Source organism: Polaribacter sp. IC073, assembly GCF_007997075.1.
GTDB lineage: Bacteria > Bacteroidota > Bacteroidia > Flavobacteriales > Flavobacteriaceae > Polaribacter.
Map to the genome: position 1 here is coordinate 23,832 of NZ_VORS01000009.1, position 13,936 is coordinate 37,767.

At 31.5% G+C, this 13,936-nt stretch carries 11 protein-coding genes; all 11 read left to right on the forward strand.

Features of this window, described 5'->3' with window-relative positions; translation table 11 throughout:
- The first annotated feature begins 144 nt into the window (after positions 1-144).
- The 11 genes from ES045_RS13255 to ES045_RS13305 all read left to right on the forward strand — a co-directional run bounded on the left by ES045_RS13255 (position 145) and on the right by ES045_RS13305 (position 13,933).
- Positions 145-1,701, forward strand: coding sequence for an NAD(P)/FAD-dependent oxidoreductase (locus ES045_RS13255; protein ID WP_147116774.1), 1,557 nt, complete (start codon positions 145-147; stop codon positions 1,699-1,701).
- A gap of 43 nt (positions 1,702-1,744) precedes the next feature.
- A complete protein-coding gene (locus tag ES045_RS13260) occupies positions 1,745-3,271 on the forward strand; it encodes a sulfatase-like hydrolase/transferase (protein ID WP_147116775.1) in 1,527 nt (508 codons plus the stop codon).
- Between the two features lie 156 nt (positions 3,272-3,427).
- On the forward strand, positions 3,428-3,868 hold the full coding sequence (locus ES045_RS13265) for an ATP-dependent zinc protease (RefSeq protein ID WP_147116776.1): 441 nt from the start codon (positions 3,428-3,430) through the stop codon (positions 3,866-3,868).
- Positions 3,865-4,740, forward strand: coding sequence for a 30S ribosomal protein S6--L-glutamate ligase (gene rimK / locus ES045_RS13270; protein ID WP_147116777.1), 876 nt, complete (start codon positions 3,865-3,867; stop codon positions 4,738-4,740). The genes ES045_RS13265 and rimK overlap by 4 nt, the downstream gene beginning before the upstream one ends.
- Positions 4,730-5,680, forward strand: coding sequence for a succinylglutamate desuccinylase/aspartoacylase family protein (locus ES045_RS13275; RefSeq protein WP_147116778.1), 951 nt, complete (start codon positions 4,730-4,732; stop codon positions 5,678-5,680). The genes rimK and ES045_RS13275 overlap by 11 nt, the downstream gene beginning before the upstream one ends.
- A gap of 31 nt (positions 5,681-5,711) precedes the next feature.
- Positions 5,712-7,208 (forward strand): hypothetical protein, encoded by a 1,497-nt coding sequence (locus ES045_RS13280; protein ID WP_147116779.1) that lies wholly within the window; start codon positions 5,712-5,714, stop codon positions 7,206-7,208.
- Positions 7,209-7,291: 83 nt separating this feature from the next.
- Positions 7,292-8,161, forward strand: a complete 870-nt coding sequence (locus ES045_RS13285; RefSeq protein ID WP_147116780.1) for a cation diffusion facilitator family transporter — start codon at positions 7,292-7,294, stop codon at positions 8,159-8,161.
- A gap of 192 nt (positions 8,162-8,353) precedes the next feature.
- Positions 8,354-9,037: a tRNA (guanosine(37)-N1)-methyltransferase TrmD gene (gene trmD, locus ES045_RS13290; protein ID WP_147116781.1), complete on the forward strand. Its 684-nt coding sequence runs from the start codon at positions 8,354-8,356 to the stop codon at positions 9,035-9,037.
- A 34-nt stretch (positions 9,038-9,071) separates the two neighbouring features.
- On the forward strand, positions 9,072-10,550 hold the full coding sequence (locus ES045_RS13295) for a glycosyltransferase family 39 protein (RefSeq protein ID WP_223267256.1): 1,479 nt from the start codon (positions 9,072-9,074) through the stop codon (positions 10,548-10,550).
- Between the two features lie 114 nt (positions 10,551-10,664).
- On the forward strand, positions 10,665-11,015 hold the full coding sequence (gene rplS, locus ES045_RS13300; protein WP_147116783.1) for a 50S ribosomal protein L19: 351 nt from the start codon (positions 10,665-10,667) through the stop codon (positions 11,013-11,015).
- Between the two features lie 692 nt (positions 11,016-11,707).
- Positions 11,708-13,933, forward strand: coding sequence for an NADP-dependent isocitrate dehydrogenase (locus tag ES045_RS13305; protein WP_147116784.1), 2,226 nt, complete (start codon positions 11,708-11,710; stop codon positions 13,931-13,933).
- Positions 13,934-13,936 lie beyond the last annotated feature (3 nt).

Here is a 13,936-nt window from a genome sequence, read left to right on the forward strand (position 1 = left end):
TACTTTAAAAACACAAGACCTTTGTAGACTAATCTTTTAAAACATTGAAACAATTTTATATCAGTTTGCACGGTAACAAATTCCTTCAAAAAAACCTCTAAATTTCGCTACCAAAATCAATCATAATTTAATTACTTTTGCAACATGGTTAAAGAAATTCAACTTCGAGTAAATTTAATAGAAGAACGCAAAGAAAACACACTTTTATACAAAGCTTCTAAACAGCTAGGTATAGACAAAAGCGAAATTACCGCAGTAAAAGTCTTGCGAAAATCTATTGATGCTCGTAAAAAAGATGTCATCTTTAATTATAAAGTAGCTGTTTATATCAATGAGCAGGTTCCAGAAAAATCTGATTATACTTTTGAATACAAAGATGTTTCTAATGCCAAAGAAATTCATATTATTGGTTTTGGTCCTGCAGGAATGTACGCTGCATTGCGTTGTATAGAATTAGGGTACAAACCTGTTGTTTTAGAACGCGGAAAAAATGTACAAGATAGAAGGCGAGATTTAAAAGCTATAAATCAAGATCATATTGTAAACGAAGATTCTAATTATTGTTTTGGTGAAGGTGGTGCAGGAACGTATTCTGATGGAAAATTATACACCCGTTCTTTAAAACGTGGAGATGTAAGAAGAATTTTCGAAAACCTAGTTTACCACGGTGCAACATCGCAAATTTTAGTAGATGCACATCCACATATTGGAACAAACAAACTGCCAAAAATTATCGAGAATATTCGAGAAAACATTTTAAAGTTTGGTGGCGAAATTCGTTTTGAAACAAGAGTTACAGACTTTGTTGTTAAGAATAATAAATTACAAGCGCTTCAACTATTAAACGGAGAAGAAATAACCGTAAATTCAGTAATTTTAGCAACCGGACATTCTGCTAGAGACATTTACGAATTATTGCATAAAAAAGAAATACGAATTAAAGCAAAGTCTTTTGCAATGGGAGTTCGTGTAGAACATCCGCAAGAAATAATAGATCAAATTCAGTATCACTGTTCTGGTGAAAGAGACGAACTTTTACCTGCTGCGGCTTATAGTTTAGTGCAACAAGTAAACAACAGAGGCGTCTACTCTTTCTGTATGTGCCCTGGTGGCTTTATTGTACCTGCAGCTACAGCGAATGGAGAGGTTGTTGTAAACGGAATGTCGCCAAGTAGAAGAAATAACAAGTTTGCAAATTCAGGAATTGTTGTTGAATTAGATATTGATAAAGACTTCAAAAAATACGAACATTTTGGAGAATTAAGAGGGTTAGAATTTCAGAAAGATTTAGAAAAAATTGCTTTTTTGGCCGGTGGAAGAACACAAACTGCACCTGCACAAAGATTGGTAGATTTTGTTGATGGTAAACTATCACCAGAGCTTAATGATTGCTCGTATCAACCAGGGCTAAAATCTGCTCCACTACACTCCCTTTTACCTAAAATTATTGGTAGTAGATTGCGAAAAGGTTTTGCTGCATTTGGTAGTAAAATGCACGGTTACTATACCAATGAAGCAAATATTATTGGTGTAGAATCTAGAACTTCATCACCTGTAAATATCCCTAGAAAAGAAAGTTTAGAACACACAGAAATAGAAGGTTTATTTCCTTGTGGCGAAGGTGGTGGTTATGCTGGCGGTATTGTTTCTGCTGCCATGGATGGTGAACGTTGTGCGGAAGCTGCAATTGCGCAATTGTAAATTTAGAACACCTCTTAAAAACAGTATAAAAACAAAAACTAAGATGAGATTAAATAAAGCCTTTTTATTTTACGTATTGATAGCATTCTTCTACGTAACCTCATGTACTTCTCAAAATAAGGATAAAACCGCGCCTAATATTATTATTTTTTTAGTGGATGATATGGGGTTGATGGATACTTCTGTTCCTTTTTTGACAGATGCTAATGGCACTCTAAAAAAACATCCATTAAACGACTTTTACAGGACCCCAAATTTAAAAAAACTTGCAAATCAAGGTAGTTTATTTACAAATTTTTATGCCCATTCAGTTTGTTCGCCTTCACGAACTTCTATTTTAACTGGACAAAATTCTGCGAGACACAGAGTAACGAATTGGGTACACCCAGAGTGGAATAACCGTACTAAGTTTGGACCAACAGATTGGAATTGGAAAGGACTTACCAAAGAGTCTGTTACACTACCTAGACTTTTACAGAGAGAAGGTTACAAAACAATTCACATAGGAAAAGCACATTTTGGTCCTTTACATAGCAATGCAGAAAACCCTCTTAATTTAGGTTTTGATGTTAATATTGCAGGAAACGCTATTGGCCAACCAGGTAGTTATTTAGGAACAGAAGGTTTTGGGCACATAAAAGGTGATAAAAAAAGAGCTGTCCCTAGTCTAGAAAAATATCATGGAAAAGATATATTTTTAACAGAAGCCTTAACCTTAGAAGCGAAGTTAGCCATCTCACAAGCAAAAGAAGCGGGAAAACCTTTCTTCCTTAACATGGCGCATTATGCTGTTCACGCTCCGTTTTATTCAGACCCACGTTTTAAAGAACACTATGTTAATTCAGGAAAATCTAAAAACGCACAAGCCTACGCTACATTAATTGAAGGAATTGATAAATCTCTTGGAGACATTATACAGCATGTTAAAAAACTAGGACTTGGAGAAAACACCTTACTCTTATTTCTTGGAGACAATGGTTCTGATGCACCACTACCAATTGAAAATGGGTATAGCAGTTCGTCTCCATTGAAAGGTAAAAAAGCAAATCATTGGGAAGGCGGTATGCGCACTCCTTTTATCGCTGCTTGGGTTACACCTAATAAAACTGTGAGTAGTCAAATAAAACTGCCCATTGCACAACAATCAACACAACAGCAATTAGCCTCTATTTTAGATATTTTTCCAACATTGTGCGACGTTGCTAATGTTACTTATCCGAAAAGTCATGTTATAGATGGTTTTAGTCTTAACAGACAGCTTAACAATCAAAAAAATGAAGAGCGTAATGAACTATTTTTAAATCATTTTCCTCATGAACACCGCAGCAGCTATTTTACGAGCTTGGTAAAAGCTAACTGGAAAATTATTTATCATTATCAACCTCAAGGTCTGCCACGTTATGAACTCTTTAACTTAAAAGAAGATCCGTATGAAGCCAGTAATTTAGCGGACACAAATTCAGAACAGCTCAAGGTTATGATGACGGTATTAATTGATGAACTAAAAAGTAAAAAGGCACTTTATCCTGAAAAAGACAAGCTTCCAATGCAACCGATAATGCCTAACTAAAGAATTCAATTCTTGTGTTTCAGAAATATTCTGTAAAAAAAAAAGATAATTAGTCTGCTGCAATCACTTCGTTAATTCAAAACCTTTATAAATTACTTCAATTTATATCGTAATTCAATAACTATTAGTAATTTTACAAACTTATTAAAATAAAAAATGAAAATTACTATTGGTCGTTCAGACAAAGCAGACTTCCCAGAGTTATCACTTTATGAGATTGATCTAAAGGTAGATTCTGGTGCGTATACTTCCTCTATACATTGTTCTAATATTAGTGAAATTACTGTAGACGGTGCTTCGCTAATTCAATTTACGCTATTAGACCCAGAACATCCTTTTTATAATAATAAAGAGTTTACGTCTAAAAATTACGCATCTAAAATTGTAAAAAGTTCTAATGGTATTTCTGAAAAGCGCTTTATGATTCATACAGAAATATTCATTTTTAATCAAACTTTTCCAATTTACCTTACCTTAAGCGAACGAAAAGACATGAAATTTCCTATATTACTAGGAAGAAAATTTTTGAATAAAAAATTCGTGATAGATACCACTATGAAAAATCTATCTCACAAATTAAAAAACACAAATAAATGAGAATTGTAATTTTATCTAGAAATGCTAAATTGTACTCTACAAGAAGATTAGTTGAAGCCGCAGAAAAAAGAGGGCATGAAGTAATGGTTGTAGATCACCTAAAGTGCAATATTGAGATTGAAAAAAAATCTCCGAAAATATTTTACAAAGGTGAATATTTAGAAAATGTAGATGCAATTATTCCAAGAATTGGTGCTTCTGTAACTTTTTACGGTACTGCTGTAATTAGACAATTTGAAATGATGAAAGTTTTTACTGCCGTTTCTTCAATTGGTTTGGTTAGATCTAGAGACAAATTAAGTAGTTTACAAATTTTAGCAAGAGCTGGTGTTGGTTTACCAAAAACAGTTTTTACTAATTATACAAAAGATGTAGAACACGTCATAGAATCTGTTGGTGGAACTCCTTTAGTTTTAAAATTATTAGAAGGAACACAAGGTTTGGGAGTTGTTTTAGCAGAAACACAAAATGCAGCTACCTCTGTTTTAGAAGCTTTTAATGGTTTGGGGGCAAGAGTAATTGCGCAAGAATTTATTAAAGAAGCTGGCGGTGCAGATATTAGAGCATTTGTAGTAGATGGTAAAGTTGTTGGTGCAATGAAACGCCAAGGTAAAGAAGGCGAATTTAGGTCTAACTTGCACAGAGGTGGAAACGCAAATGTAATTGAACTAACAGACGAAGAAGAAAAAACGGCTCTAAAAGCAACCAAAGCTTTAGGTTTAGGTGTTGCTGGTGTAGATATGTTACAGTCTTCTAAAGGACCATTAGTATTAGAAGTAAATTCTTCTCCTGGTTTAGAGGGAATAGAAATTGCTACTAAGAAAAATATTGCAAAAGAAATTATCCGTTATTTAGAATTAAATGTTGAATAAACCTTTCATCCTTTTAGGTAAAGAAATTCCTGAAGGAAAACGTACTGTTTTAGATTTAGAAGTCGCAAAACTACACACAAGAACAACTGTAAAAGTTCCTATAATAATAGAGCGTTCTACCAATCCTGGACCCGTAGTTTTATTGCTAGCTGGTATTCATGGAGACGAAACAAATGGTGTTGGTATTATTAGAGAAATAATTAGTTTAAAATTAAATAAACCAAAAAGCGGAACCATTATTTGTATTCCTGTTTTTAACATTTTTGGGTACTTAATTCAAACTAGAGAGTTTCCTGATGGACGTGATTTAAACCGAATGTTTCCCGGAACCGTAAATGGTTCTTTGGCGAGTCAATTTGCATATCAGTTTACAAAAGAAATAGCCCCTTTTGTAGATTATGTAATCGATTTTCATACGGGTGGTGGCGAACGTGATAATATTGCACAAATAAGATGTAGCAAAGATGATGAAAAAGCATTGGAATTAGCCAAGGTTTTTAACCCACCAATGATTGTTTTTTCTGAAAACATTACCAAATCGTTAAGAGATACCTTACATAAAATGGGTAAAACTGTTTTACTTTTTGAAGGTGGAAAATCAAAAGAATTAAACCCTACAATTATTAACGAAGGCGTAAACGGAACTAAAAATGTGCTAATTCGTTTAGGGCTAATTGAAGGAGAAATTACAGTTAGAGCGACCCCTGTTTTTGTACACAAAGCAAAATGGCTAAGAGCATCTGATTCTGGAATGTTCAAAATTAGAGTTCCCAACGGAAGTTTTGTGAAAAAGAAAGAAATTTTAGGGGTTATTCAAGACCCTTTTGGTGAGTTTAATAAAAAAGTCTACGCGCCTTTTAATTGTCATATTTTCTGTATTAATAAAACTCCTATTGTTAATAAAGGTGATGCTTTGTTTCATTTAAGTGTAGAGGAATAAAAAGTATTTTATCTTTATTAAATTAATTGCTATGAAGAAACTTTTACAATTATTTTTTTTCTTTTCATTTTTGATAAGTTTTTCGCAATCAAATACTACTTTTAATTACGGAAAGTTTACAGAGCCCGATGCTAAAAACGAATTGTCTTTGTATTTTAAAAGTGAAGTTCCTAAAAAGCTTTTAAGAAGGAGTGTATTTGCACCAAAGAAGAATGATATTATTTTATCTTTTAGCATCAATAAAGAAAACAAACCCTACAACATAGCAATTAACACTTTTAGATCTAAAGACTTATATGAAGCAATCGTAAAAGCTTTTGAAAAATATCCTTTAGAAAAATTAAAATTAGACACTTTAAATAGTAGTAACAGGTACTCTCTACAAATTATATCAAAAAAAAAGAACAAAGCCATTTTTAATTGCAGCACTACAATTATGGTCGCATCTCCTCCCATTTACGATAGTTGCAGCGACTTAACGTATTATGAAGATTTAAAAACTTGTTTAAATATAGCCGTAAAAGAACATTTTTACAAAAAAGCCAACTTCAACTTATTAAATAATGCTTCACGTGTTAATTTAAATGAAGAGAAAGATTTTGAGTTACAGTTGTATAAAGAGGTAGAATTATTCATTCATTTTTCTGTATCTAAATCTGGACAGTTAATTAGTAATAAAACAAGAGTCCCAACTGTTTTTAAAGAAGAGGTGTTAAGAATTTTGGCATCCTTTCCTACAGTTAAAATACCTGGAACTTTTAACGGTCTTAAGAATGAACCTTTACACAGTTTTAAAATTCAATTTAAACAGGGAGAAAAACCTATTTACAGTGCACAAGACGCATCTTCTATTCGTTTTACAAAACCAAGTACAGAAAACGAACTTTCGTCTTTTTATTTAGAAAAATTATCAAAAGAATTTATTGAAAAAGCAAATTTAAATAGAATTAACAATAGGCTTTCACTGTCTTTTGAACTCGATAAAAAAAATAATCCTTTTAATATTACTACAAATGCAAGGTCTACTGCTTTAAATGATGAAGTTATTTCCATCTTTAAAGAATATCCAATAGAAAAATTAACGTTTGCAGACAAAGGAGCTTTTAACAATTATAATATTCAAATACTCTCTTTTACAGATGGTAAAACTATTGTAAATACAGACAGCATTATTGGTTATGTAAAATTTCCTGTTTTCAAAGGTTGTGAGAATACAAAAAACATCGCAGCTAATAAAAAGTGTTTTTCTAAAGGGATACAAACTCATTTTTCTGAGAAGTTTAATTCTAATTTACCCAATCAGCTTGGTTTATCACCAGGAAGATTACGTATTTTAATTCGTTTTAAAATTGATGTTAATGGAAGTGTTGTTCGTGTAAACACGAAACTAAGTAAACCTAGTCCGGAAATTGATTTTGAAGTAAAAAGAGTGATGAGCTTGCTACCCAAAATGAAATCTTCACAAATGCAAAACGGAAAGATTGTAAATGTAAAATTTAGCTTTCCTTTTACATTTATAGTTCAATAATTTATTTTTAACTTTAAAGAATAGATTTTCACTAAGGACAAACATATCTTTATAAATATTATCTGCGACTTTAAAAAAATGGAATGACCAACGAACAAACTGCAATCCGAACAACTTATTTCAGTATTATTGGAAATACTGCTTTAGCTTTAATAAAAGGCTTTGCAGGTTTTTTTGGTAATTCTTACGCTTTAATTGCAGATGCTATTGAATCTACCACAGACATTTTCGCATCATTTTTAGTTTTAGTAGGTTTTAAATATGCCAAGCGACCAGCAGATGAAAATCATCCATACGGCCACGGAAAAATTGAACCATTAATTACATTTGGCGTAGTTGCATTCCTCGTTTTTTCTGCCACAATTATTGCTTATGAAAGTATTCAAAACATACAAACACCTCATAAGGTTCCTAAAGCTTGGACATTGATTGTACTTGGTGTAATCATAATTTGGAAAGAAATTTCATTTCAAATTGTTCTTAAGAAAAGCAAACAAACAAAAAGTTCTTCACTTAAAGCAGATGCATGGCATCATAGAAGTGATGCAATAACATCTGTAATGGCTTTCATAGGAATTTCAATAGCCATTATTTTTGGAAAAGGTTACGAAACTGCCGATGATTGGGCTGCCTTATTTGCATCCGCTTTTATATTATATAATAGTTACTTAATTTTAAGACCCGCTTTAGGTGAAGTGATGGACGAACAATTATATGATGATCTAATCGTTGAAATTAGAACAAAATCTACGCAAGTAAAAGGTGTTTTAGGAACAGAAAAGTGTTTTATTAGAAAATCTGGAATGAAATTCCACGTAGATTTACACGCCATTGTAAACAGTGAAATTTCAGTAAAAGCAGGACATGGCATCTCACACAAATTAAAAGATTATTTACGAACAGAAATACCGAATTTAGGACATGTACTAATTCATATTGAACCAAACAAGTAAAAAAAGAATGCACCCCAAATTGTAAAATGATTCGGTCCTTCTTTCCTAATTACTAAAATCTTCTAAGGTTTTCTATTCGGGTTTTATTTACTAAATTACGTGCTTAAATAGCTCCATAAACCAAGTTTAAAATCGTTTGTGAATTTTCTCAGAAAACAACTTAAAGACTAAACAAAAAACTACAATTTTAAAATGCGAATAGATATTATTTCAGTAGCCCCAGACTTATTAGAAAGTCCGTTTAATCATTCAATTATCAAACGTGCAAAAGAAAAAGGTTTGGCAGAAATTGTAATTCACGATCTACGTACCTATGGTTTAGGTAATTACAAACAAATAGACGACACACAGTTTGGTGGTGGTGCAGGCATGGTTATGATGATAGAACCTATTGCAAATTGCATTAGGAAACTGCAATCTGAGCGTGATTATGATGAAGTTATTTATATGACTCCAGATGCTAAAACATTAAATCAATCTACAGCAAACACACTTTCTTTAAAAGCAAATATTCTAATTTTAACAGGACATTATAAAGGTGTAGACCATAGAATTAGAGAACTTTTCATTACCAAAGAAATTTCTATTGGAGATTACGTTTTAACAGGTGGTGAGTTGGCTGCCGCAGTTTTAGTAGATGCTGTTGTGCGTTTAATTCCCGGTGTTATTGGCGATGAACAATCTGCACTTACAGATTCTTTTCAAGATAACTTATTGTCACCACCCGTGTACACAAGACCTTCCGATTTTGAAGGAACAAAAGTACCTGAAATATTATTATCTGGTAATTTTCCTAAAATTAATGACTGGAGAAGCGATAAAGCATACGAAAGAACACAACAAATAAGGCCCGATTTACTAGATGAAACCTCATAAAGGGTTTTTATAAAATATCTCTAACCGATTGATTTTGGACACTATAAAAACTTTCATAAAAAATAATAAAGCACTTTCTTGGGTTTTAGGTTTTCAGCTATTTAGGTTGTTACTACTCCCTTTTATGGGGTTAATGCCACAAGATGCGTATTACTATTTATACGGACAAAATTTATCACTTTCGTATTTTGATCATCCTGGAATGATTGGATATATTTTACGTTTTTTTACTGATATTTTTGGTGCTTCGATATTTGTTGTAAAGTTTGCAGACTTTTTTATTACTTCACTTACAATTCTTAGTTTTTACAAACTAAGCACTTATTTTTTATCAAAACAAAAATTACAAAGAGCTTTTGTTTTATTGGCGTCCACCATATTAATTTCTATTTTATCCTTTAATTCTACACCGGACGTACCTCTTTTATTATTCTGGACCTTGAGTTTAATTTGCTTGTACAAAGCAATTTTTGAAGAGAAAAAATGGTTTTTCGTTTTAGGTGGTATTGCAATGGGACTTGCTTTTAATAGTAAATACACCGCAATTTTATTGCAATTTGGATTGTTGGCTTTTCTAATATTCTCGAACAAACACAGAAAACTGTTACTTTCTCCATGGTTGTGGCTCTCAATTACCATCTCTTTAGCAGTAAAATACCCGGTTTGGTATTGGAATTATCAAAATGATTTTGCTTCATTTGTTTTTCAATCTTCCGAAAGAACAAGTTCTATTTCAGAGTTTAAAATTTCACCTAAAAAATTCTTTGGTGCAATTGGCCATCAAATGTTCTTATTGTTGCCTGTTTTATTTTTAATATTGATTACGCTTACCTTTAAATACATCAAAAGAGCCTTCCTAAAATTAAAAATACCACAAGCTAAAACCTTATTCTTACTAGCCTTTTTTATTCCCACGTTTGTTGGTTTTTTTCTTATTACCCCTATATATTGGGTAAAATTAAACTGGATGATGCCTTCTTATATTACAGGAATAATTATCGCAGGAATGTTTATCAGCAAGAAATTATTAAAAATTCAACTTATTTTTTCAATTGTATTTCACGTACTTTTTAGTTTACAAATCTTGTTTTATTTTGTTCCGATTAAAAGTGATGACACTTGGGTTGGCTGGAAGGAATTGGCTTTAGAAACGGAAAAGTTACAAGAAAAATATATAGATACTTTTATCTTTTCTAATGATAATTATAAAACAACGGCTTGTTTAAACTTTTTTATGGAAGACAAAGTGTATGCACAAAACATTATTGGGTTGCCTGCGTTACATTTTGATTATTTAGATGATAATTTATCTATCTTAAAAGGAAGAAATGCCTTATTTATAGATTCTGATAAACGTTTTAAGAACAAAGAAAAGTTAGGTGAAATTGACCCTTTATTAACTTCTCACTTTAAAAAAGTAACAGAATTAGCACCCATCATTATAAAAATAAACGGTAAAGAAAGTAGAAAGTTCTGGGTTTTCTATTGTACTGACTACCAACCTAAAAAATAGTTCGATTTTAATTTTATCAACTAAAAAAAAGTACTATTTTTGCAAACGCTAAATTAACCTCTGACGAAGATATCGTGTACGTTGTTTTACAAAAAATTAATTAAATTAAAAGATATGGAATCTTTAGTAAAATTTGTACAAGACGAATTTGTAGCAAAAAAAGAATTTGCAGAATTTGGTGCTGGTGATACAATCACTGTTTATTACGAAATTAAAGAAGGGGAAAAAGTACGTACTCAGTTTTTTAGAGGTGTAGTTATTCAAAGAAGAGGTATTGCAGCTTCTGAAACATTTACAATTAGAAAAATTTCTGGAACTGTAGGTGTAGAAAGAATTTTCCCTGTAAACTTACCTTCTATTCAAAAAATTGAAATTAACAAAAGAGGTAAAGTTCGTAGAGCTAGAATCTTTTACTTTAGAGGTCTTACTGGTAAAAAAGCTAGAATTACTGAAAAAAGAAGATAATTCTTCAATTTATAAAGAAGCTAAAAAGCGTTGTTTAATTACAACGCTTTTTTTAGTTAACAAATGTTCATAACCTTGGTTAACATCATGTTGATTACTAATTAGTTAAAAACTTCGTTTCTGTATACATTAATCTTATATTTACGCTATAGTTTATAAATAAGATAAACTTTTTGGTTTTCTATAACTAAAAAGAAATTAAAAGTAAACTTATGAAGTAACGTTCTTTATATATTGTTTATTTAAAAGAAATTGAAATCTAAAAATGTATAGCTGTAGAAAGTTTTTTTTAGGAAAATACTTTTATCTATAGCAATAGAAACATTCATTGTGTTTTAAACAGGTAATTTACTTCTTTAAAATTAAGGATGTTTCGAAAATGAAATAGCGAAGATAATTTCTCCTTAGAGATGGAAATATAAGTGTATTCTTATTTATTTTACAGCAATGTAAAATAGTTTCAAAACTATTTCAAATAAGCCATATCACAGCAAGAAATTGTTTGATATGGCTTTTATTTTTAACTTCTATGCAATCGATTTCAAAAATTGCTAATAATGTAATAAAACCTACTAATTAAAAGCATTTTACCAATATAAATATCAACTTAAATTCTTAAATTTGTTCGCCTTCTCAATAAGCTCTTTTTATTAAGAAAGTAATTTATTCATACAATTTCAAATACAATTTACATGAGCAATACAGCTAAGATAATATATACAAAAACAGATGAAGCACCCGCTTTAGCAACTCGTTCTTTTTTACCAATTGTAAAAGCTTTTACCAAAACTTCTAATATAGAAATAGAAGTAAAAGACATTTCTCTTGCAGCAAGAATTTTAGCAAATTTTTCTGAGTATTTAAATGAAGATCAGAAAGTAGAAGATGCTTTAGCTGTTTTGGGAGATTTAGTAAAACAAGCAGATGCAAATATTATAAAATTACCAAATATTAGTGCTTCTGTACCACAGTTAAAAGAAGCAATTACAGAATTACAAGAAAATGGTTATGCGCTTCCAAATTATCCAGAAGAAATAAAAACCGATGAAGACAAAGCTGTTTTAGCTTTGTACAATAAAGTAAAAGGTTCTGCCGTAAACCCTGTTTTGCGTGAGGGAAACTCTGACAGAAGAGCACCAAAGGCAATTAAGAATTATGCCCGTAAAAACCCACATTCTATGGGTGTTTGGTCTGCAGATTCTAAAACTCATGTTGCCACTATGAGTGAAGGAGATTTTGCTAATAACGAAAAATCTATTACTTTAAAAAGTGCCACTTCTATAAGTATTGTTCATATTGCAGAAAACGGTGCAAAAACGGTTTTAAAAGAAAATTTAAATCTTTTAGAAGGTGAGATTATTGATGCAACCATCATGAGTAAAAAAGCATTAATTTCTTTTTTAGAAGAGCAATATGAAGATTCTTTAGATAAAAATGTATTGTTTTCTTTACACATGAAAGCAACCATGATGAAAGTAAGTGATCCTATTATTTTTGGGCATGCAGTTCGTGTATTTTTTGATGATTTATTTAAAAAACATGGAAAAACCTTTAAGAAAATTGGTGCAGATGTAAACAATGGTTTAGGAAATCTTCTTAGCAAGTTAGGTGAATTGCCAAAAGAAAAGCGTGATGAAATAAGAAATGAAATAAGATATGCCTTAGATCACGGACCAGAATTAGCAATGGTAAATTCAGATAGAGGAATTACTAATTTACATGTACCTTCAGACATAATTATAGATGCTTCTATGCCTGCTATGATTAGAACTTCTGGACAAATGTATAATTCTGAAGGAAAATTACAAGACACCAAAGCAATTATTCCTGATAGTTCTTATGCAGGAATTTATTCTGCAACTATCGATTTCTGTAAAAAACACGGTGCTTTCGATCCTACAACCATGGGAACTGTTCCTAACGTTGGTTTAATGGCTCAAAAAGCAGAGGAATATGGTTCTCATGACAAAACTTTCGAAATTGCTAAAGACGGAAAAGTAGTTGTTTTAGATAGCAAAGGTAAGACGTTACTTGAACATGCCGTTGAAGCTGGAGATATCTGGAGAATGTGTCAAGCAAAAGATTTACCAATTCAAGATTGGATTAAATTAGCTGTTACAAGAGCAAGAGCTTCTGAAACACCAGCTGTGTTCTGGTTAGATAAAAACAGAGCTCATGATGCAGAAATTATTAAAAAAGTAAAAAAATATTTACCAGAACATGATACTTCTGGTTTAGATATCAGAATTTTATCGCCTAAAAAAGCAACAGAATTCACTTTAGAAAGAATTGTAAAAGGAGAAGACACTATTTCTGTTTCTGGTAACGTATTAAGAGATTATTTAACAGATCTATTTCCAATATTAGAAGTTGGCACTTCTGCTAAGATGTTATCTATTGTTCCTTTAATGAATGGTGGTGGCTTGTTTGAAACAGGTGCTGGAGGTTCTGCTCCTAAACATGTGCAACAATTCTTAAGCGAAAACCATTTACGTTGGGATTCTTTGGGAGAATTTTTAGCATTGGCTGTTTCCTTAGAACATTTAGGAACTTCTAAAAACAACCCTAAGGCTTTAATTTTAGCTGAAACGTTAGACAATGCTACAGACAAATTCTTAGAAAACAACAAATCTCCTTCAAGAAAAGTAGGTGAGTTAGACAATAGAGGAAGTCATTTATATTTGGCAACTTATTGGGCAGAAGGATTGGCAAACCAAGATAAAGACGCAGAATTAAAAGCGGCCTTTACTATAGTTGCAAAAGACTTAAAAACTAATGAAGCTAAGATTGTATCTGAATTAAATGCAGCCCAAGGAAATGCTAATGATATTGGTGGTTATTACCTACCAAAAGAAGATTTAGCTAATGCTGCAATGAGACCCAATACTACTTTAAATACTATTTTAGATAATATCTAGTTT

Excerpts from the sequence above, each read along its gene's own strand:
- ES045_RS13255 (WP_147116774.1), top strand. The coding sequence starts at position 145 with ATGGTTAAAGAAATTCAACTTCGAGTAAATTTAATAGAAGAACGCAAA.
- ES045_RS13260 (WP_147116775.1), top strand. The coding sequence starts at position 1,745 with ATGAGATTAAATAAAGCCTTTTTATTTTACGTATTGATAGCATTCTTC.
- ES045_RS13265 (WP_147116776.1), top strand. The coding sequence starts at position 3,428 with ATGAAAATTACTATTGGTCGTTCAGACAAAGCAGACTTCCCAGAGTTA.
- rimK (WP_147116777.1), top strand. The coding sequence starts at position 3,865 with ATGAGAATTGTAATTTTATCTAGAAATGCTAAATTGTACTCTACAAGA.
- ES045_RS13275 (WP_147116778.1), top strand. The coding sequence starts at position 4,730 with ATGTTGAATAAACCTTTCATCCTTTTAGGTAAAGAAATTCCTGAAGGA.
- ES045_RS13280 (WP_147116779.1), top strand. The coding sequence starts at position 5,712 with ATGAAGAAACTTTTACAATTATTTTTTTTCTTTTCATTTTTGATAAGT.
- ES045_RS13285 (WP_147116780.1), top strand. The coding sequence starts at position 7,292 with ATGACCAACGAACAAACTGCAATCCGAACAACTTATTTCAGTATTATT.
- trmD (WP_147116781.1), top strand. The coding sequence starts at position 8,354 with ATGCGAATAGATATTATTTCAGTAGCCCCAGACTTATTAGAAAGTCCG.
- rplS (WP_147116783.1), top strand. The coding sequence starts at position 10,665 with ATGGAATCTTTAGTAAAATTTGTACAAGACGAATTTGTAGCAAAAAAA.
- ES045_RS13305 (WP_147116784.1), top strand. The coding sequence starts at position 11,708 with ATGAGCAATACAGCTAAGATAATATATACAAAAACAGATGAAGCACCC.